Annotated in this window: 15 protein-coding genes; 5 read left to right on the plus strand and 10 right to left on the minus strand. The window is 71.6% G+C overall.

The annotated features are described in order from the left end of the window. Window positions 1-186: 186 nt before the first annotated feature. The 5 genes from H9I38_RS09945 to H9I38_RS09965 form a co-directional block, all read right to left on the minus strand. Window positions 187-1971: an amidase gene (locus H9I38_RS09945; RefSeq protein WP_226338668.1), complete on the minus strand. Its 1785-nt coding sequence runs from the start codon at window positions 1969-1971 to the stop codon at window positions 187-189. After that, complete coding sequence (locus tag H9I38_RS09950) at window positions 1968-3284, minus strand: agmatine/peptidylarginine deiminase (protein ID WP_226338669.1); 1317 nt, start codon at window positions 3282-3284, stop codon at window positions 1968-1970. Before H9I38_RS09950 ends, H9I38_RS09945 begins: the two co-directional genes overlap by 4 nt. A gap of 113 nt (window positions 3285-3397) precedes the next feature. Continuing rightward, on the minus strand, window positions 3398-4978 hold the full coding sequence (locus tag H9I38_RS09955; protein WP_226338670.1) for an APC family permease: 1581 nt from the start codon (window positions 4976-4978) through the stop codon (window positions 3398-3400). A 194-nt stretch (window positions 4979-5172) separates the two neighbouring features. Beyond that, entirely contained in the window at window positions 5173-6057 is an 885-nt protein-coding gene (locus tag H9I38_RS11010) for a universal stress protein (RefSeq protein WP_226338671.1), read from the minus strand. Further along, entirely contained in the window at window positions 6054-7598 is a 1545-nt protein-coding gene (locus H9I38_RS09965; protein ID WP_226338672.1) for an NAD(P)/FAD-dependent oxidoreductase, read from the minus strand. The genes H9I38_RS11010 and H9I38_RS09965 overlap by 4 nt, the downstream gene beginning before the upstream one ends. Before the next feature lie 491 nt (window positions 7599-8089). On the opposite strand from H9I38_RS09965, the gene H9I38_RS09970 reads away from it, so the two are divergent. The 5 genes from H9I38_RS09970 to H9I38_RS09990 all read left to right on the plus strand — a co-directional run bounded on the left by H9I38_RS09970 (window position 8090) and on the right by H9I38_RS09990 (window position 15599). Then, window positions 8090-8770, plus strand: a complete 681-nt coding sequence (locus tag H9I38_RS09970; protein WP_226338673.1) for a TetR/AcrR family transcriptional regulator — start codon at window positions 8090-8092, stop codon at window positions 8768-8770. Between the two features lie 1062 nt (window positions 8771-9832). Then, entirely contained in the window at window positions 9833-10930 is a 1098-nt protein-coding gene (gene ald / locus H9I38_RS09975; protein WP_226338674.1) for an alanine dehydrogenase, read from the plus strand. A 159-nt stretch (window positions 10931-11089) separates the two neighbouring features. Further along, entirely contained in the window at window positions 11090-12718 is a 1629-nt protein-coding gene (locus tag H9I38_RS09980; protein WP_226338675.1) for an LssY C-terminal domain-containing protein, read from the plus strand. Between the two features lie 300 nt (window positions 12719-13018). Beyond that, entirely contained in the window at window positions 13019-14089 is a 1071-nt protein-coding gene (locus H9I38_RS09985) for a hypothetical protein (protein ID WP_226338676.1), read from the plus strand. A gap of 235 nt (window positions 14090-14324) precedes the next feature. Beyond that, window positions 14325-15599, plus strand: a complete 1275-nt coding sequence (locus H9I38_RS09990; protein WP_226338677.1) for a PLP-dependent aminotransferase family protein — start codon at window positions 14325-14327, stop codon at window positions 15597-15599. Window positions 15600-15685: 86 nt separating this feature from the next. Here H9I38_RS09990 and H9I38_RS09995 read toward each other — a convergent pair whose 3' ends face one another. The 5 genes from H9I38_RS09995 to H9I38_RS10015 all read right to left on the minus strand — a co-directional run bounded on the left by H9I38_RS09995 (window position 15686) and on the right by H9I38_RS10015 (window position 21314). Next, window positions 15686-16237: a methylated-DNA--[protein]-cysteine S-methyltransferase gene (locus H9I38_RS09995; protein WP_226338678.1), complete on the minus strand. Its 552-nt coding sequence runs from the start codon at window positions 16235-16237 to the stop codon at window positions 15686-15688. Between the two features lie 73 nt (window positions 16238-16310). Next, on the minus strand, window positions 16311-17798 hold the full coding sequence (locus H9I38_RS10000; RefSeq protein WP_226338679.1) for a dihydrolipoamide acetyltransferase family protein: 1488 nt from the start codon (window positions 17796-17798) through the stop codon (window positions 16311-16313). 11 nt (window positions 17799-17809) lie between these two features. Further along, window positions 17810-18790, minus strand: a complete 981-nt coding sequence (locus H9I38_RS10005) for an alpha-ketoacid dehydrogenase subunit beta (protein WP_226338680.1) — start codon at window positions 18788-18790, stop codon at window positions 17810-17812. Between the two features lie 3 nt (window positions 18791-18793). Further along, window positions 18794-19990: a thiamine pyrophosphate-dependent dehydrogenase E1 component subunit alpha gene (locus H9I38_RS10010; protein ID WP_226338681.1), complete on the minus strand. Its 1197-nt coding sequence runs from the start codon at window positions 19988-19990 to the stop codon at window positions 18794-18796. A 190-nt stretch (window positions 19991-20180) separates the two neighbouring features. Beyond that, a complete protein-coding gene (locus tag H9I38_RS10015; protein WP_226338682.1) occupies window positions 20181-21314 on the minus strand; it encodes a histidinol-phosphate transaminase in 1134 nt (377 codons plus the stop codon). Window positions 21315-21317 lie beyond the last annotated feature (3 nt).

The following is a 21317-nucleotide window of genomic DNA, read 5'->3' on the forward strand; positions in this document are numbered from 1 at the left end:
CGCCCTCGCTGCTCCCCCGGGGTAAACCCCGTGGGGTGGGGGGGGGGGGGCCCGGGCCCCCCCCCCCCCCCCCCCCCCCCCCCCCCGGATTTGTGGCGCGTTTCGTGCGAAATCCGGCCCGAAATCGCACGAAACGCGCCACAAACGGACGAGGGACGGAGGGGCGGGCCTGGGAAGAGGCGGCCCCTACCTCAGCCGGGGCGTGCGGGGCGGCTCGGTCCGGCGGCGGCCCGTGGCCTCGAACGCGGCGGCCACGGCGAGCAGCCGGGCGTCGTCGCCGGCGCGGCCCGCGAAGGTGAGGCCCACGGGCATCCCGGTGTCCGGCATGGTCCCCATCGGCACGGTCACGGTCGGGATGCCGAGGTGCCGCCACACGAGGTTGCCGTTGGCCACCCACACCCCGTTGCTCCACGCGATCCGGGCAGACTCCACGCTGACGTCCGAGTCCGCGGGCGCCACGTCGGCGAGCGTGGGGAAGGCGACGACGTCGATCCCCTCCAGCTCCAGCCACTCGTCCCAGTCCGTCTCCCGGGTGGCGAGCAGCCCGCGCAGCCCCTCCTCGAGGCCCGGCAGCCCTGCGGAGGCGAAGTTCGCGGGAGTCTGCACCCGGCAGGACCCGTCCGGCGCCTCGAGGGCGGCGGCGAGGGCGGGGTACCGATCGATCTCGGTGAAGCCCTCGGCCTGGTCCGGCAGCGTGCCCTCCTCGTGCGGGAAGATCTGCGCGCCGTCCACGCCGGAGAGGCGGGGCAGGGCCGGGTCGCCGTTGGCGCGGAGGAAGTCGTCCCACGCCCACGCGGAGAGCTCTTCGGCCTCGAGGCGCAGGAACTCCGCCGGGACGAGGCCTCGGTTCCGGACGGTGGGCGCGCCGGGACGGTCGCCCTCGTAGTTGCTCACGACCGGCAGGTCCGTCTCCCGCACGCGCGCCCCGGCCCGGGCCAGGTCCGCGCGGGCCGCCTCGAAGAGGTCCAGGACGCTCGCACGCGGACGGATGCGCTGCCCCGTGGCCCCGCCGATGCCGGGCTCGGGGGCCGTCCCGGCCTGCTCGTCCGTGCCGAGGAACATCCGCGGCGCGGCCACGCGCAGCCCGCCGAGCACCTCCGCCGGGGACGCCGCCGCCCGGCCCGCGAGCTCCCGGAACGAGTCCGGCCGCACGTCCGCGAGCGCCGGCAGCTCCATCCACGGCTGGGCCCGCCAGAAGTCGCCGCGGGTCTCGGGGTCCTCCACCGCGATGACGTCGAGCAGCTCCGCCATGTCCGCCATGGTCCGGGTGTGCGGCACGACCACATCCATCGTGGGCACCAGCGGCCAGTTCCCCCGGATGGACAGCACGCCCCAGGACGGGGTGTACGCGCAGAGGGCGTTGTTCGAGGCCGGCGCCCGCCCCGAGGACCAGGTCTCCTCGCCGAGCCCGAACGCGGCGAAGCTGGCCGCCGTCGCCGTCCCCGAGCCGTTCGAGGAGCCGGAGCCGTACGCGGACGTGAGGTACTCGCCGCTGTAGGGGCTCTCCGCGCGCCCGTAGACGCCGCGCTGCATGCCGCCGTCCGCCATGGGCGGCATGTTGGTCAGGCCGATGAGCACCGCGCCGGCCTCGCGCAGCACGCCGACGGTGAACGAGTCGCGCTGCGCCACGAGGTCGCGGAACGCGGGCGAGCCGGCCGCCACCGTCAGCCCCTCCGCCATGTAGCTGTCCTTGGCGGTGTACGGGATGCCGTCGAGCGGACCGCGGACGCGGCCCTCGCGGCGGCGGGCGTCCGCGGCGCGCGCCTCCTCCCGCGCCCGGGAATTCCGGACGACGACGGCGTTCAGCCCGTCCCCGCCCGGCTCGGGTCCCTGCTCGTCGTAGGCCTCGATGCGGGCGAGGTAGGCGTCGAGGAGGCCCTCGCTCGTGGCCTCGCCGGACTCGAGGGCGGCGCGCAGCTCGGCGATCGAGGCCTCGACGACGTCGAACCCGGGGCGGTCCGAGCCGCTCATGCCCGTCCCTCCTTCTGTGCAGGGGCAGGCGCGGCCTCGGAGTCCGCGGGCTGGCCTGCTTGTTCCACGTGGAACGGCGCGGAGGCGGGGCGCTCGCCGGCCCGCGGCGCCGGCTGCTGCTGCGTGATGCAGTGGATGCCGCCGCCGAAGCGGAAGACGTCTCGGGCGTCCACGAGCTCGACGGTGCGGCCGGGGTAGGCCTCTTCGAGGTTGCGCTTGGCCTCGGCGTCGGCCGGGTCGTCGAACGCGCAGAGGGCCACGAACCCGTTGCCCACGTAGTGGTTGATGTAGGACCAGTCGGTCGACTCGCCGTCGTCGTCGGTGAGCGCGGAGGGGGCCGGGACGTCCACGACGCGCAGGGCCTCGCCGCGGGCGTCCTGCGCGGAGGCGAGGACGCCCTTGAGCTCGCGGGTCACGGCGTGGTCCGGGTGGGACTCGGCGTCCTGGCGGTGGAGGAGGACCGTCCCGGACTCGGTGAAGGCGGCCACGATGTCCACGTGGCCTCGCGTCCCGAACTCGTCGTAGTCCCGCGTCAGGCCGCGAGGGAGCCAGACGGCGCGGCGCGTGCCGAGGCGGGCGTGGATCTCCCGCTCGATCTCCTCCCGCGAGCGCCCCGGGTTTCGGCCCGGGTCCATCTGGACGGTCTCGGTGAGGAGGACGGTGCCGCGGCCGTCGATGTGGAAGCCGCCGCCCTCGTTGACGAGCCCGGTGGACTCGGCCTCGACGCCGGCCTCCCGGGCCACGGCCCGCCCCACCTGCGCGTCCTTGTCCCACGCGGCCCACTCCTGGGCGCCCCAGCCGTTGAACGTCCAGTCCACGCCCGCGAGCGAGCCGTCCGCGCGGTGCACGAAGCTCGGGCCGGAGTCCCGCATCCACGCGTCGTCGAGGGGGATCTCCACGAGCGCGAGGCCGTGGCCGGACGATTCCCCTCCGGACGACGCCCCGCCGGAGGGCGCCCCTCCGGAGGCATCCCCTCCGGAGGCATCCCCTCCGGAGGGATCCCCTTCGGACGACGCGCGGGCCGACGGCTCCTCGCCCAACGGCGCCCTCCCCGCGTCCGGCAGGAGGTCGGCGAAGCGGCGGGCGGCGTCGTCGGCGTCTGCAGGATCCACGGCGAGGCGGACCGGCTCGTACTTCTCGATGACGCGGAGCACGCGGCCCCAGGCGGCGCGGGCCCGTTCGAGGTCCTCGCCGCCCTCGGGGCCGAACGTCTGGTTGGCCGTGGGGTAGGCCATCCACGTGGCCTCGTGCGGCGCCCACTCCGGGGGCATGACCGGTGCGGGGGCGGCGGGAGATGCGGCGTGGTCAGACATACAACTCAGGCTTCCTTGCAGAGCGGGTGCGGATGGGCGGGACAGATCAGAAGGGGCGGACCGCGGGGGCCGGGACAGAGCAGCGGGCCGCCGGGACGGGACCCGCCGCTCCCCTAGTCCACCGGGTACTCGAGGGTCTCGAACCGGCGCCGGAAGAACGCCGGGCGGATGACCCGCTGGAGGATCATGATGACGATGCCGAGAACGAAGATCGCCACCCCGAGGATGAACACGAGGCCGACGCCGCCGATGTTGGAGCCGGATCCGTACTCGGGGTCCATGGAGTCCACGGCGGTCTGGACGAAGAACACGAGCAGCAGGATGCCGCCCGCGAGGGGCGCCGCGAACATGGAGAGCGCCGAGCGGAAGGAGCGGAACGCCTGCCGCCGGAAGTACCAGACGCAGGCGAGCGCCGTGATCCCGTAGTAGAAGCAGACCATCATGCCGAGCGTGGTGATCGTGTCCCAGAGGACGTTCTCCGAGATGACGCGCATGACCGCGTAGAACACCGCCGCCACGGCCGCGGAGACGATCGTGGCGTATCCGGGCGTCTGGAAGCGGCGGTCGATCCGGGCGTACCGCGGGCCGAGCGCCCCGTAGTGGCCCATCGCGAGCAGCGTGCGCGCCGGGGAGATCATCGTGGACTGCAGCGAGGACGCGGAGGAGGAGAGCACCGCGATGGACATGAGGATCGCGAACGGGCCCATGACCGGCGAGGCGAGCGCCGCGAAGACGTTCTCCTGGATGTCCGGGTTCCCGAGCCCGTTGCCCGTCTCCCCCGTGCCCGCGAAGGCGAGGCAGGCGATCGCGATGAGCAGGTAGAGGCCGACGACGACGAACATCGTGCCCGTCGCGGCCTTGCCCGGGGTGGTGGTGGCCTCGCGGCTCTCCTCGTTCATGGTGACGACGACGTCCCAGCCCCAGTACACGAACACCGAGAGGGAGACGCCGGCCGCGAAGGCGGAGAACGAGCCCACGCCGAACGGATTGAACCACTCGAGGCTGACGGGCATGGAGCCGGGATTCCCGCCGGCGTGCGCCTTGACGAGCGCCTCGACGGAGAACCACACGAGGACCACGATCTGGAGGGCCACGAGGACCGTCTGCACGTGCTTCGTGGCCTCGAGCCCGCGGTAGCTCACCCACGTGGCCAGGGCGATGAAGACGAGGCAGGTGCCCACGTTGACGGGGACGTTGCGGGTGAGCTCCGCGAGGGAGTCGTTCTGGAAGATCTGCGCCAGGGCCAGGTAGAAGAAGTCCACCGCGATGCCGGCGAGGTTGGAGAGGACCACGATGGTCGCTGCGAGGAGCGCCCAGCTGGCCATCCAGCCGACCCACGGGCCGAACGCCTTGGACGCCCACGTGAACGTGGTGCCGGAGTCCGGCATGGCCTTGTTGAGCTGCCGATAGCCCACGGCCACGAGGAGCATCGGGATGAAGCCCACGATGAAGATCGCCGGCAGGTGCTCCCCCACCGCCGAGGCCGTGGGGCCCATGCTGCCGGAGAGCGTGTAGGCGGGGGCGATCGTGGAGACGCCGATGACGATGCAGCCGAGCAGGCCGATCTGGCCGGCGCTCAGGCCCTTGTCGCTCGTCTCGTCGCCCGGGACAGGCGCGGGGCCGTCTCCGGGGACGGGGGCCCGGCGGTCGCCGGGAACGGGGACGGGGTGCGGGGAGCGCGCTTCATGGGACATGGCCGCTCCTTTCTCTGGGGAGGGGTGGGGGTCTGGGGGCGGATACAGGGGTGCGTCCGGTCATGCGGGGTGCGGACGGGCTGGGTGTGCGGACAGGCTGGGTGCGGACGGATCGGCCGGGATCCGGACGCTCAGGGTGTGCGGACGGGACGCCGGGGCGCGGGGCGCGCCGTCGGCGGGACGGGCGAGCCCCGTCAGCGGCTGCCGTGCTTGGCGTCGCGCGGCAGCACGACCATCGGGACGGGCAGGTGGGCGAGGATCCGCGCGGCCGTGGAGCCCAGGAAGATCCGCCGGTGCTGGGCCAGCCTCGAGGATCCGACGACGAGCACCGAGCCCTCCGGCCAGTCCGTCTTCCGCACGGCCTTCTTGAGGGAGGGGGCCGAGCCGATGAGCGGGTCCGCGGTCTGAACGGCGACGGTGCCGACGGAGGCCTCCGCCTGCGCCGCCCCCGCCTGGGCGGCGGCCTCGTCCGTCGCGGCGCGGAGGCGGGAGGCGAGCGCGCCGTCGTCGCCCTCAGCGCCCGCGAAGGTGAGGAGGCCGAAGGGGATCCCGAGATCCCGGCCCCAGCGGGCCGCCGTGCTCACCACCTGGCCCTCGAGCTGCGGGGAGACCGCGCCGAGGATGACGCGCAGGCCCGCGTCCGGCCTGTAGCGCCGCGGCGCGAGCACGAGCGGGACGGGCGAGCTGTGGAGGAGCTGCTCCACGACCGGGTGGACGCGCACCCGGCCGAGGCCCGTGCCGGAGCCCGTCACCACGAGCTCCGCGCCGGTCTCCTCCACGATCTCGAGGAGCGCCGTGGCCACGGACTCGTGGTGGCGGAGGACGGTGCGGCTGCGGACGTCGTCGGGGACACTCGCCTGGGCGTCGGCGAGCCAGCCCTTCGCCTGGTCCTCGATGATGCCGCTCACGCTGCCGGTGGGAGGGTAGGCCTGGCCGTAGGGGTCGTCGGTCTTGACCACGAGCCCGATGACCACCTCCGCACCCGAGGCGCGGGCGATCTGGACGCCGAGGGCGAGGGCCTCGTCGCTGCGCTTGTCGCCGCCGTACGCGACGAGGAGCCGCTCGAGCCGCCGGGTCACGCCCGGCCCCCGGTGCCGCTCGCGGCGGAGTTCTGGGAGTCCCCGCCGTCGGCCGCACTGCCGCCGAGCGCCTCGGAGACCTCGCGGGCGGCGCGGCGCCCCTCGCGGAGCGCGCCGTCCACGTGCTGGTAGCCCTCTTCCGCCACGTCCGAGCACGCCCAGTGCAGCGGGCCGACGGGCGTCTTCTGCTCCGCGCCGTAGCGGCTCAGGCCGCCGAGGCCGAAGCTGTTGGCGTACGCGCCGCGCGTCCACTCCTCGGAGACGAAGTCCGACTCGAAGTAGACCACCGGGCTCTTCGCCTCCTCGCCGAGGTAGTGCGAGACGGACTCGAGGATCCGCTCGCGCCGCTCCTCGGGGGTGAGGCGGAACATGGCGTCCGCCTGCTCGTCGGAGACGAAGGCCACGAGGGTGCCGCGCGAGTCGCCGTGGTTCGTGTTGTCGTAGACCTCCTGGCAGAGCTCGTCGCCGCCGAAGCCGGTGCCGGAGAGGCCCTTGTCCCGCCAGAACGGCGTCTCGTAGACGGCGTGGACCTTGATGACCACGCCCATCGAGACGTGCTGGTGCATCTGCTGCTGCAGCCACGGCAGCGGCGGGTCGAACGAGATGCGGGAGTAGAGGTTCGGCGGGACCGCGAGGACCGCGCGCCGGGCGCGGACGGTCTTCCTGTCCGAGACGGCGAGCACCCCGTCCTCGCCCCAGACGATGCTGCGCACCGGCGAGTCCAGCGTCACCGCACCCTCGGGCAGGTCCGCCGCCAGCCGCTCCGAGACGGACTGCATGCCGCCCACCACGCGGCGGTCCAGGATGAAGTCCTCGTCCACGAGGTGGGAGAACGAGCCCGCCGAGGCCGCCATGAGCACGGCCTGGAGAGCGGAGAAGGCGTGGGCCGGCTTCGTCAGCATGCCTCCGGCGAGGAAGATGCCGATGTTCCGGCGGGCCTCGTCGTCGTCCGTCTGGGTGCGCAGCCACTCGGTGAAGGTGACCGTGTCCAGCTCACGGGCCTTGGGGTGCGCCCACGGCTCGTTCGGGCCGATCTCCTCGGCGAGCTCGTCCAGCGCCTCGATGACCTTCTCCATCTCGGCCTGCGTGCGCTCGCTCGCGGGGAACATGGCGCCCGTGAACTCCTGGCGGCGGCCGTCCGCGAGGTACACGTTGGCGCCCTCGCGGTAGCGCTGGAACGTCTCCATGCCGAGCTCCTCGAGCAGGCCGAGCAGCTCCGTCTGGTCCGGCGAGACCCACTGCCCGCCGATCTCGAGGAACGCGCCGTCGATCGTCCGCGACCACGTGCGGCCGCCCACCCGGTCCCGCGCCTCGAGGACCGCGACGGAGTGCCCCGCCGCGGTCAGCTCCCGCGCCGCGCGCAGGCCGGCGGGTCCGGCGCCGATGACGACGACGTCGCACTCCAGCACCTCCTCGCTGCCGATGCTCGTGACGCCGGTCTGGGGCTGGAGCGAGCCCCGGCGCTCGATGACGGTGGCCGGTCCGGGGACGCCAGCGCGTGCGGTCTGGCCGGTGCTGGTGTTGGCGGTGTTCTGGCTCATGGTGTGCTCCTGGTGGCGTGAGGCCTGTGGGGAGGCGGTTGGGGATTCGGGCTTGAGGGTTCGGACTCGGAGATTCGGATGTGAGGATTCGGGGACTCGCAACCGGGCGCCTCGCGGGAGGGGCCCTCGCGGGACACGGTTCCGGCTCCGGACGGTCGCTCTAGAAATGAATCCAGTTCATTTATTAGTGCACAAGCATGGCGCAGGTCACATTCGCCGTCAAGGGGGTCCACCCTGTGGAACTGTCCGGCCCCAGCCGTGGCGGCCGCCTCGCCTCGCCGCCCCTGCACCTCCGCCCGTACGGCCCCACGAGGCTTGTGCACCCGGTTTGTTCGGTTTCGAGGCGGAAATCCGAACGAACCGGGTGCACAAGCCCCTTCCGCACTCCGAGCCGGGCATCCGTCCACCCGAGGACTGCCGCCCGAGCCGCCGCCGTCGTCGTCGTCGGGATCACCGTCATCGCACCAGCCGCGGCCTGAGACAATGGACGGGTGACTGAACGCGCCGCCGCTCCCCGAACCCGATCCCGAACCCGCACCCGCGGCCGCCCCGCCTCTCCCCTGCTCTCACGGGAGCGGATCACGGACGCCGCGATGAAGCTGGTGCGGGAGAAGGACTACCGGGCCCTGACGATGCCGGCGCTCGCGGGGCGGCTGGGGGTCTCGAGCTCGGCGATCTACAACCACGTCTCGTCCAAGCAGGAGATCCTGGTGCTCATCCAGGAGCGGCTCAATGCGTCGATCGACTGCACCGCGTTCGAGACCGAGCCGTGGGACCGGGCGCTGCACGCGTGGGCGCACTCGTACCGGCGGCGGTTCATCGAGCACACGGACCTCATCCCCGTGGTGGCGGTCCTGCCCGTGGCCGACTCCCCCGAGACCCTCAAGATGTACGAGCGCGTGAGCCAGGGGCTGGCCGAGGCCGGGCTTGCGGAGGCGGACATCGTGGACGTGATCGTGGGCGTGGAGGCGCTCGTGTTCGGCGCGGCCTATGACGCATCGGCGCCCGCGGACATCTTCTCGCCGGGGTCGCTGGAGGAGCTCGCGCCCACGTTCTCGCGGCTGACGAGGCTGCGGACCGAGGACGCGCGCACCACCGCCGACCGCGCCTTCGAGCTCGCCCTCACCTCCCTCATCGCCGGCCTGCGGGAGCGGGTGCGGGTGCGGGGCTAGCCGCTCCCACCCCCCTCTGCCCCCTCTCTGCCCCCTCCCATCTCCGATTTGTGGCGCGTTTCGTGCGAAATCCGGCCCGATTTCGCACGAAACGCGCCACAAACCCAGGGGGTTGCCGTGAGAGCGGGGGCCCGGACGGAATCAGCCGCGCTCCTCGTGGCCAAAACGTTCGGTTGACTAAATCGGCGTCCCTCCCGGACCTTTGTTCCCATGCACGACGACGCCGACAAGCCCCGGGCCCACACCCAGCAGCACCTGCACCTGCACGCCGCTGCACCCGAGTCTCAGCCGCCCCCGTGTCGCGAAGCAGACTCCTGCACCGCCGCCACAGACAACTGCACGAGCGGATGTTGTTCGGGATGCGTCGTCATGGCGGGGGCCGGACTGCTCCTCAGTCTGGTGATCGGGCGCCTCACCGACGGCTCAGCCCTCGACCCCGGCGCTCTCCTCTTCGCGGCCGGGCTGCTGGGCATCGGGCTCTGGTGGCGGCGGGCTCGCCGGAAGGGGCGCTCAAGTCAGTGAGCCCCCGGGCCCGGACGGCCTCGCCGCCCCTTCCCCCGTTCATGACGCCCCTACCGCCCTCCCCTCTCGGTTTGTGGCGCGTTTCGTGCAGAATCGGGCCTGATTTCGCACGAAACGCGCCACAAACCGGTGAAAAGGGGCGGGAAAGGGGAAAGGGGAGGGGAAGGAGGGAGGGGAGGGAACCCGGCCCACAAACCGAGGAGGGCCTCCCTCAACGAACGTAGACATTTGTCCATCCGGGCTTAGACAGATGTCGAACCCCGCAGGCCACCCTCCCGGGACGTGCCGCGGATCGGCGGGGCGGCCGCCGTCGTCGCCCTTGAAAACCCCGGAATCCCGGGGCGAAACCGCACCTACAGTGGTCTGGAACACCACGGGCACCGCCATGGCCCGCGCCCGCTCCGCCCGGAGCCGGCCGGCCTGGCTCAGCCCGCACGGGCAAGAAATCGGGCCAGAACACAGGTCAGAACACGGGCCGGGGCAGCTGCAGCAGCCCCGCCGACCCCCACCAGCAGGGCCAGCCCCACGCAAAGGAGCGACATGCGCATTTCCATCCCCCGCGAGGTCAAGAACAACGAGTTCCGCGTCGGCGCCACGGACGCGGGCGTCTTCGAGCTCGTCGCCGCAGGCCACGAGGTCTTCGTCGAGAAGGGCGCCGGCCTCGGCTCCGGCATCACGGACGAGGAGTACGTGACGGCGGGCGCCACGATCGTCGACGACGCCGACGAGCTCTGGGCCAAGGCCGACATGATCCTCAAGGTCAAGGAGCCGGTCGAGTCCGAGTACCACCGCTTCCGCAAGGGCCTCATCCTCTTCGCGTACCTGCACCTCGCCGCCGAGCCGGAGCTGACCCGCCGCCTCATGGAGTCGGGCGTCACGGCCATCGCGTTCGAGACGGTCCGCCGCGGCCGCGCGCTCCCGCTGCTCGCCCCGATGTCCGAGGTCGCGGGCCGCCTGTCCATCCAGATGGGCGCCCACGCGCTCATGGCCCCGTACGGCGGCTCCGGCAAGCTCCTCGGCGGTGTGCCGGGCGTCAAGCCGGCCAAGGTGGTCATCCTCGGCGCGGGCGTCGCCGGCACCAACGCGGCCGTCATGGCCATGGGCCTCGGCGCGCACGTCACGGTCATCGACATCAACATCGACCGCCTCCGCGAGCTCGACGCCCTCTACGGCGCGCGCCTGACCACCCTCGCCTCGAACAAGCTCAACGTCGAGCGCGAGGTCGTGGACGCGGACCTCGTCATCGGCTCGGTCCTCATCCCCGGCGCCAAGGCCCCGAAGCTCGTCACGAACGAGATGGTCGCCCAGATGCGCCCGGGCTCGGTCCTCGTGGACATCGCGATCGACCAGGGCGGCTGCTTCGCCGACTCCCACGCGACGACGCACCAGGACCCGACGTTCAACGTCCACGACGCCGTCTTCTACTGCGTCGCGAACATGCCGGGCGGCGTCTCCCACACGTCCACCGCGGCCCTCGCGAACGTCACGCTGCCGTACGCGATCAAGCTCGCGAACCTCGGCGTGGAGAAGGCGCTCGCCTCGGACGAGGGCTTCGCGCTCGGCCTCAACGTCCAGGACGGCAAGCTCACCAACCGGGACGTCGCCGCGGCGCACGGCCTCGAGTCCGAGCTGGTCTAGTCCCGGACGGGCCGCCTCCCCGGCCCTCACTCCCAACAAAACTCCCTCATCTGTTGCGAGTTGGAGGAATAGACCGTTTCATTCCTCCAACTCGCAACAAACGAGCGCCCGTGGGCCGGGGCCAGGGCCCACAGGCCGCGGCGCGCTAGGATCGCACCCATGTCCCAGAACAGCCCACGGGAGAACGAGCCGGAATCCCACGACAGCCGGACCGGAGACCTGAGCGAGTCCGGCGGCCGGGACCGCACAGACGCCCCCGGCGGCACCGACCGCACAGACACCCCCGGCAACGCCGACCGGTCAAGAACCCCCGGCGGCACAGACCGGCGCGGCACCTCTGCCGGCCGCCGTCGGCGCCGCGCCTCGAAGTCCCGCCTCAAGGTCTCCCCGCTCGCGGCCGCGGACCGAGTGTTCCTCATCGCGGCAGGCCTCGCGTCGCTCTGGATGGCCTGGTTCCTGCTCACCCGGGCGCTCGCCTACGGCGTCTGGTCCATCCTGCTCCTCATCCCCCTGTGGGGCGCCATCAGCTACCTGACGCTGCCGCGGATGAACAAGATCCTCGCGGACATCTACGTGCCGCACTATTTCATCGGGCGCGCCCGCACCTCGGACGGCCTGCTCGGCGACCCGATCAACCTGGCGCTCAACGGCTCCACGGCCCAGCTCCACACCGCGATGACGGCCGCGGGCTGGAGGCTGGCTGACCCGGTGACGGCGGCGTCGTCGGGCAAGATCATCGCCTCGACGCTCACACGGAAGTCCTACCCGACCGCCCCGGTCTCCCCGCTCATGCTCTTCGACCGCATCCAGGACCTCGCGTACGAGAAGGAGAGCGAGGAGCACCCCTCCGAGCGCCACCACGTCCGGTTCTGGCGCTGCGAGGAGGACTGGCGGCTGCCCGGCGGGCGCGACGTCGACTGGGTCGCGGCCTCCACGTACGACAAGAGCGTCGGCGTCAGCCTCTTCACCCTCCAGGTCACGCACCACATCGCCTCGGACACCGACCGCGAGCGCGACTTCCTCGTCAGCTCCGTCACCGACGCGGACGGGAGCATCGGCGTGGACGTCATCGAGCACTTCTCGAGCGGGTATCACTCCCGCAACGGCGGCGGCGACCAGATCCAGACCGACGGCTCCCTCCCGATCCTCCAGCTCGGGGACGTGAGCACGACGGCGGAGGCCCGGAAAGCCGCCGAGGAGACGGACCGCCAGTACAAGGCGCACCAGATGGCGGCGAACGCGGAGAGGCTCTCGCTCTCCGATCTGCGCGAGGCGAGCCCGCTCAACCGGTCGGCTCGCGGGGAGGCGAAGCAGAAGTCGCTCGTGCAGCGGCCGTTCTCGATCTTCCTCGGGACCCTGCTGCTCGTGGGGTCGGGGCTGCTGGGGCTCACGAAGATCGGCATCGACGTCTGGCATTGGGACGACTTCTGGAGCGACCTCTCCGTGGGCGGCCTCGTCTCCGGACTGTCCGGGGCGGACCAGGCCTCGGCGCGGTCCGGGATCTCGGTGGCGGTGCTCGCCGTGATCGGCGGCCTGTTCCTGCTGCAGCTGCTGTTCCTCTGGATGATGTTCCACGGCTCGCAGGCCGCCCGGATGCTGCTCATGGTGATGACGATCCTCTCGGTGGCCGCGTCCGCGTTCGAGTACTACGCCTCCGGCGGCAGCTCGTTCGTCCTGACGGCCGTGCACGTCATCGCGCTCACCGGGGCGCTGCTGGAGTTCTCCGGGCAGGAGACGAGCCACTACGTCTCGGTCCGGAAGCTCCAGCGCTCCGGGGAGCAGGGGTAGGGACCAAGCCCTCTCCCCTTCTTCGCCTCGTCTGCCCCAAGCCCCCCCCCAAAAAAAGCCCCCTCGTTTGTTGCGAGTTGGAGGAATGGGCGGCCTCTTTCCTCCAACTCGCAACAGACGAGGAGCATCGTCAGGCGAGGAGCATCGTCAGACGAGGATGCCCCGTCAGACGATGGACCCGGCCGCAAAAGGGCCCCGGAGAGACTCTCCGTGTGGATGCCCGCTCACGGGCCGGTCTCGTTGTCCACATACAGGAGAAGCGCGGCTCCGCAGGCGCCTCGAGGACGACACCCTTGGGATATGCGCCGCCCTCGAATCCCGCCGAGCTCCTTTCCACCCGCGTTCACCACGCGCCAGGCCACGCGGGCCGGAATGGGCCAGCTCAAGACGGACTCCCCTTACTTCTTCCGCCATTCCTACGGGGTGTGGGGTCCAGCCACGGCCGTCGGTGCCGCTCCGCCGTCGGGGCACCGCGCTCGTCTCGAGCTTGTGGCCAAGGCCAACGCCCTCGCCAGTCTCCTCCCCGGCTCGGCGGTGACGCACGAGACGGCGGCAGTTCTCCTCGGCATGCCCCTGCCTCCGCGCGGTGCCTTCGCCTCGCCCTCGGCCCCTGCCGGGGCCCCGGCCCCGGCCGGTTCCTCCGTCAATGCCGCGGCCTCCGTCAAGGCCTCTGCCGGTTCCCCTCACTCCGTTGCCTCTGGAACACTCCACTTCGCGCGATCTGCTGCGGCCAACACCTCCCGCCGGAAGGAGGTCAAGGTCTGGCGCACGAACGTGCCTGCGGAGGACCTCGTCCGGCTAGAGGGCCTCGACCCGCCGGTGACGTCGATCCGGCGAACCCTGCTTCTGCTGGCCCGGACGTGGAGCGTGCCGGACCTCGTCTGCGCCGTCGACTGGGCCGTCAGGATCCCCCGCTTCACCTACGAGGACAGGCTCGAGCCGTATGCGCGCCTGCCCGAGCTCTCGGCCTGGCTGAGCAGCCTCGGACCGGTGAAGGGCAAGCGGGCGCTGGCCGAGGCCGTGTCCCTCGCGCGGGTCGGGAGCGACTCCCCGCAGGAGACCCGCCTCCGGCTTGCCCTGGCCGAGGCCGGACTGCCCGAGCCGGTCTGCAACCCCACGCTGCTCTCGGCTGAGGGCCGGCCCCTGCCTCCGCCCGACCTGGCCTTCCCCGAGTGGCGAGTCGCCGTCGAATACCAATGCGCCCATCACTTCGGCGAGTCGAGGTCCAAGGCCGACATCGACAAGCGGGCGCTGCTCGAAGACGCCGGCTGGCTGCTCGTCGAGGTGCACGCGGGGATGGCCTGGCCCACGTGGAGTCCTGCGGTGGAGCGCATCCGGCGCGGGCTCCGCTCACGAGGGGCACCGTGCTGACGTCTCTCCCCAACGGCGCCCCATCCCGCCGCTCGAGCCCCGCCCCATCCCGCCGCTCGAGCCCCCGCCCCACCCGCTACGCTCATCGTCTGTTGCGAGTTGGAGGAATGAGCGGCCCCTTTCCTCCAACTCGCAACAAACGAGGTGGAGGGGACGAGGTGGAGGGACGAGGTGGAGGAACGACGTGGAGGGGTCGAGCTCCCGAGGACCACCCCCGCCCGCTACGCTGGAGAATGTGACGCACAACTCTCTTTCCAATCCCCTCGAAGCCCTCTTCTCCACGCGCTCGGGCCGGATCAAGCAGTCGCCCATCCGCGACGTCTTCGACCTCTCCGTCCAGCCGGGCCTCGTCTCCTTCGCGAGCGGCAGCCCCAACCTCGGCGCCCTGCCGGTGGACGAGCTCGGGGAGGCGGCACGGCGCGTCGTCGTCGAGGACCCCGCGGAGTCCCTCAACTACGGCGTGGGAACCGGCATGGAGCGGCTGCGCAGGCAGATCACCGAGGTCATGGCGCTCGAGGGCGCGCCGGGGGTGGACTGGGAGGACGTGCTCGTGACCACGGGCTCGCAGTTCGCGCAGGACGTGGCCGCCAAGGTGTTCGTCGACGAGGGCGACGTCATCCTCGCCGAGGACCCCACCTACGTGGGCGCGCTCAACGCGTTCGAGGTGTACAACGCGGAGGTGGTCCCGGTGGCCACGGACGAGCACGGGATCGTCCCGGAGGAGCTGGAGCGCACCATTGCGGCGCTGCAGTCGGCCGGAAAGCGCGTCAAGATGCTCTACACGATCCCGAGCTTCAACAACCCGTCCGGCATCTCGCTCGCCCCGGAGCGCCGCCAGCCGGTGGTGGACATCTGCCGCAGCGCGAACGTGCTGGTCCTCGAGGACAACCCCTACGGCCTCCTCAAGTTCGACGGCGAGCCGTTCCGCCCCCTCGTGGCCGACAACCCGGACAGCGTCGTCTACCTGGGCTCGTTCTCCAAGATCCTGGCCCCGGGCGTGCGCGTCGGCTGGGCCGTGGTGCCCAAGGCGCTGTTCCGCCGCTTCTACCTCGCGGCCGAGGCCGTGGTGCTCGCACCGTCCACGGTGACGCAGATGCTCGTCTCGGAGTACCTCGACTCGATGGACTGGCGCGGCGCCATCTCCGCCTCCCGTGCCCTGTACAAGGAGCGGTGCCAGGCGATGCTCGCGGGCCTCGAGCGGCGCTTCGGCGGCGTCGAGGGCGTCAGCTGGACGGTCCCCGAGGGCGGGTTCTTCGTCTGGATGACGCTGCCCGAAGGCGTCGACACCTACCCCCTCATGCACCAGGGCATCGACGCCGGCGTGGTCGTCATCCCCGGCGCCGCCTTCACCCCCGGCGACGAGCCCGACAACCGCCTGCGCCTCGCCTTCTCCAACGTCACGCCCGAGCAGATCGAGCAGGGGCTGGACCGGCTGGAGCCGGTCATCCTCGCGGCCCTCGAGAAGGCCGACGACGACGGCGGCCGCGAGCTCGCCGGCGGAGCCTTCTAGCCGGGCGGACCTGGCTCAGGCCGGGGCTGACCCGCGGCTGGGCCGGTGGACGGAGCGGAGCGCGAGCCCGGGCTCAGGCTGGGCGCTCAGCCGCGGGCCGCCGCCTCGCGCTTCAGCAGGCTCTCTTTGACGCCCTCGCCGTAGCGGAAGCCGCCGAGGCCGCCGTCCGTGCGGACGATCCGGTGGCACGGCACGAACAGCGCCGCCGCGTTCTTGGCGCATGCGCTCGCCGCAGCACGAACCGCTGCCGGACGGCCGGCCCGCTCGGCGTACTCCGTGTACGTGATGCGCTCTCCCGGCTTCACGTCCCGCAGGGCGGACCAGGCCGCCACGAGGAACTCGCCCGAGTCCTGCTCCACGGGGACGGAGCGCGGTGCGGCCAGGTCGCCCTCGTAGTACGCGCGCACGGCGCGGACGGCGGGGGCGAGGCGGTCGTCGTCGGCGTCAACGGGCTCGAGGGAGTCCGGGCGGAGCCTCGGGTGGATGAGCCCGGCGAGCTCCTCCGCGGACGAGGACCAGCCGGAGGCGAGCACGGCCCCCTCCCGCACGATCACCGTGAACGGCCCGTCCGGGGTCGCCACCGTGGCGGCCTGGGCAGCCCCGGTCCGGGCGGACCCGTGCGAATCTGAAGAGGTCATGCGCGCTGTCCTGTCTGGTCGGTGCTGCGGTGCCGGACTCACGGAGCGGGGCCCGACGTCGTGTCGAGGGCCCTCAGCCGAGGAGGACCATCGGGTCCTCGAGGACGCTCGCCACGTCGGAGACGAACCGTGCGGCGAGGTCGCCGTCCACGAGGCGGTGGTCGAACGAGCCGCCCACGGTGGTCACCCAGCGCGGCACGATCTCGTCCTCCACCACCCACGGCTTCTTCCGGATCGAGCCGAACGCGAGGATGCCCACCTCGCCCGGGTTGATGATGGGAGTTCCCGTGTCCACGCCGAGCGAGCCGACGTTGGTGATGGTGAACGTGCCGTTCTGCATCTCGGCGGGCTGGGTCTTGCCGTCGCGCGCCGTCGCGGTGAGGTCCCCGATGGCCACGGCCAGCTCGCGGAGGCTGAGCGCGTGCGCGTTCTTGATGTTCGGCACCACGAGGCCGCGCGGGGTGGCCGCGGCGATGCCGAGGTTGACGAAGTGCTTGACGAAGATCTCCTCGTCCGTCCACGCCGCGTTGACGTTCGGGTTCCGCTCGATCGCGTAGATGACCGCCTTGGCCACGACGAGCAGCGGCGAGACCCTGACGCCCTCGTAGTCCTTGCGCTGCTTGAGCTTCTGGACGAGCTCCATCGTGGCGCTCGCGTCGACCTCCTTGAAGATCGAGACGTGCGGCGCCGAGAACGCCGAGCTGACCATCGCCTGGGCCGTCATCTTGCGGACGCCCTTGACCTGGATGCGCTCGGTCTCGCCGGAGAAGCCCCGCGCGGCGGCAGGCTGCGCGCCCTGGCCGCCGGCGCCGGACGCGCCCGCCCCTCCAGCCGAGCCGGAACCCGCGCCGTTTCCGGAGCCGGCACCCTGGGCGCCCCGCCCGGCCAGGTACTCCTCGAGGTCCTTGCGCGTCACCTCTCCGTGCTGGCCGCTCGCCGCGACCTCAGCGAGGTCCACGCCCGCGTCCTTGGCGGCCTTGCGCACCGGCGGCTTGGCGAGGGGGCGGCCGCCGAGGTCGGCGTCGCTCGGGCTCTCCGGCGCGTCTCCCGCGGGCGGGTACGCGGCGGTGTTGACGATGTCCTGGACCGGCGCCGGGCGCTCGCCCTGCGGGGCCTCAGCCTCCGGGGCGGCCTGCGCTCCCGTTCCCGGCGAACCGGCGGCCTGGCCGCCCTGCGGGGCACGACGGCGCCGGCGCCCCGAGGACTCGGCCTTGGGCCCGGTCCCGACGAGCGGCTTCATGGCCTCGTCCGAGCTCTCCCCGGCCTTGAGCCGCGGCGCGCCCTCCTGCGGGGCCTGGCCGTCGGAGGCGTCGTCGTCGCCCTCCCCCGAGACCTCGTAGATGGGGGTGCCCACGGAGACCGTCTCCCCCTCGGAGACGAGCTGGCGGGTCAGCGTCCCCTCGAAGGGGCAGGGAAGCTCCACGAGGGACTTGGCGGTCTCGATCTCGAGGACCACCTGGTTGAGCTCGACGGCGTCCCCCTCCGCCACCTTCCACGAGGTGATCTCGGCTTCGGTGAGGCCCTCGCCGACGTCGGGCAGCTTGAAGATCTGTGCGCTCACGGTGAGGGCTCCTAATAGGTGAAGGTGCGGTCGACGGCGGTGAGGAGCTTGTCCACATCGGGGAGGTACTCCTCCTCGACCTTGGCCACGGGGTACGGCATGTGGAAGCCGCCCACGCGGAGGATGGGCGCCTCGAGGGAGAGGAAGGCCCGCTCGGTGACGCGGGCCGCGATCTCTCCGCCGATGCCCGCGAACACGGGGGCCTCGTGGGTGACGACGACGCGGCCGGTCTTCTGCGCGGACGCCGTGACCGTGTCGAAGTCGATGGGAGAGATGGAGCGCAGGTCCACCACCTCGATGCTGCGACCCTCCTCTTCGGCGGCCTGGGCGGCGGCGAGGGCGGTGGCCACGAGGGGCCCGTAGGCCACGATCGTGGCGTCCGTGCCTTCGCGGACCACCTTGGCCTTGTGCGGGCTGCCGGGGTCCTGCTCGGTGTCCACCTCGCCCTTGACCCAGTAGCGCCGCTTCGGCTCGAAGACGAGGACCGGGTCCTCGCTCACGGCGGCCTGCTGGATCATCCAGTAGGCGTCGTTCGGGTTGGACGGGGTGATGATGCGCAGTCCGGCCGTGTGGGCGAACAGCGCCTCAGGCGACTCGCTGTGATGCTCGATGGACCCGATGCCGCCGCCGTAGGGGACGCGGATGACCACCGGCGTGCCGAACTTGCCGCCGCTGCGGGAGCGGTACTTGGCCAGCTGCGTGGTGATCTGGTCGAACGCCGGGAAGATGAACCCGTCGAACTGGATCTCGCAGAGGGGCCGGTACCCGCGGATGGCCATGCCGATCGCGGTGCCGATGATCGCGGACTCCGCCAGCGGCGAGTCGATGACCCGGCTCTTGCCGAAGTCCTTCTGCAGCCCCTCGGTGATGCGGTAGACGCCGCCGAGCGCGCCCACGTCCTCGCCCATGACGAGCGACTTCTCATTGGTCTCGAGGACCGTGCGGAGACCTGCGTTGATCGCCTTCGCGATCGTCATCGTGGTGGTGGCCATGGGTCAGTCCTCGAATCCGGCGATGTACTCGCGATGGGCGGCGCGCTCCTCCTCCACGAGGGGGTGCTCCTCCCCGTAGACGCTGTCGAAGGAGGCCTCGATGTCCGGGTCCTCCGCGTTGAGGACGTAGGAGCGGACGTGCCGGGCGAGGTCGTTGGCCTCGTCCGAGATCTGCTCCACCCGCTCCTCGTCGAGGATGCCCTCGCTGAGCAGGTATTTCTCGAGGCGGTGGATGGGGCACTTGGCCCTCCACTCCTCTTCCTCGTCCTTGAGGCGGTACTTGGTGGGATCGTCCGCCGTGGTGTGCGGGGACATCCGGTAGGTGTAGGCCTCGATGAGGGACGGCCCCTTGCCGGAGCGCGCGTCCTCCAGCCCCCGCTTGGAGACGATGTAGCTGGCGATGACGTCATTGCCGTCCACGCGCTTGCCCGGGAACCCGTACCCCTTGGCGCGCTCTGCGATGGGGTGACGGCTCTGCACGGCGAGCGGGACGGAGATGGCGTACTGGTTGTTCTGGTTGAAGAACAGGACGGGCGCGTTGAACGAGGCGGCGAAGACCATCGCCTCGTGCGCGTCTCCCTCGGAGCTCGCGCCGTCCCCGAAGAAGGCGACGGCGGCCTCGCCCGGCTCGCTCCGCCCCTCGCGCTCGGCGTCCCACGTGATGCCCATGGCGTAGCCGACCGCGTGGAGCATCTGGGCGGCGAGGACCACTGTGTAGTGGTTGAAGTTGTGCTCGTACGGGTCCATGCCCGAGTGGGAGGCCCCGCGGAACGTGTCGAAGAGGTGGGAGACGTCCACGCCGCGCACGAACGCGACGCCGTGCTCGCGGTAGGTGGGGAACGCGAAGTCCTTGGGCCCCATGGCGTGGGCGAGGCCCACCTGCGCGCCCTCCTGGCCGTTGCTCGGCACCCAGAGCGCGAGGTGGCCCTGGCGCTGCAGGCTCGTCCCCTCCGCGTCGAACCGGCGCGTCATGACCATGTCCCGGTACAGGCGCACGAGCAGCTCGGGCGTGAGCGCCTCGGCGTCCTTCTCATAGCCCTCGGGAACGGTCAGCCGCCCGTCGGGGTCGAGGAACTGCAGCATCTCCGGCGTCTCCGTCTCCGCCCGGCCCGCATCGGACGCCGGGCTGGCGTCTTCGGCACTCGCCGCGCGTGCGGCCGCGTCAACGGGACTGCCGCTGCGCACAGGGGCACTCGTCATTGCTTCTCCTCATCTCGGGATGGCCGGCGATGGGTGTCTCGACGGCCACAGCCGTGGGCCCCTCACATTGTGTCGCACAGGGACCCCGGATCGTATATTCGAGGGTTTATATATTCCCCTCGACGTAACTACGTCCTCTATGTGAGATACAACACTAACGGGCCGTCCCGGACGAGGGAAGAGGCCGCGCCTATGAATTTCGCGGACGCTTGGGATACGTCCGGCAGAGCTCGAGGAACCGGGTGTTCGCCTCCTCCTCTCCGATGCTCACGCGGACGCCCTCACCCATGAATGCGCGGACCGAGAGGGCCACCTTGTCCGCGGCGTCCGCGAACTCCTGGGCGTCCTCCTCCCCTTCGGAGAAGTCCAGCCAGACGAAGTTGCCGTGCGTCTCGGGGACCCACCAGCCGATCTCCTTGAGCCCGGCGACCACGCGATTGCGCTCCTGCACGAGCCGCTCCACACGCTCCTCCACCTCGCCGAGGTGCTCCAGCGAGGCCGCGGCCGCCGCCTCCGCCATCCGCGTCACGGAGAACGTGACGGCTGCAGACCGGACGTAGTCCCGCAGCGCCGGGCCCTGAAGGGAGTAGCCGACGCGCAGGCCTGCGAGCCCGTGCGCCTTGGAGAACGTGCGGAGGACGACGACGTTCGGGTGCTCGTGGTAGAGCCGGATTCCATCCACGGCCCCCTCGAGGCGGACGAACTCGATGTAGGCCTCGTCGAGGACCACGACCACGTCCTTGGGCACGCGGGCGAGGAAGGCCTCGACCTCGTCGTGGGTCATCCCCGGGCCCGTGGGGTTGTTGGGGGTGCAGAGCAGGATGACGCGGGTGCGGTCCGTGACGGCCTCCGCCATGGCGTCGAAGTCATGGGATCCGTCCGGCTTGTTGGCGATCGGCACCGGGGTGGCTCCGGCCACGGTCACGCTGATCGGATAGGCCTCGAACGAGCGCCAGGCGAAGATGACCTCATCCGGTTCCTGGCCCTGCTCTTGCCCGGCGAACGTCGAGAGCACCTGGTTGAGAGCTCCGAGGGAGCCCTGGCCGGGGACCACGTCGAGGGGGTCGATGCCGAACGTCTCGGCAATGGCCGTGCGCAGCTGGACGGTGGCCGGATCCGGGTAGCGGTTGTAGGCGGCCTCCTCGGCGATGACCTTCTGGACCGCGGGGATGGGCGGAAGCGGGTTCTCGTTCGAGGAGAGCTTGTAGCTCGTGAGCCCTTCGACCGCGCTCGGGGCCTTGCCCGCCCGGTACACGGGAAGACGGCCGATGGCCGAGCGCGGCCGAACCGCCTCTGCTGACGGGGAATCGGAATTGTGAGTCATGCC

This window comes from Arthrobacter sp. UM1, from assembly GCF_020483305.1.
In the GTDB taxonomy this organism is placed as follows: domain Bacteria; phylum Actinomycetota; class Actinomycetes; order Actinomycetales; family Micrococcaceae; genus Falsarthrobacter.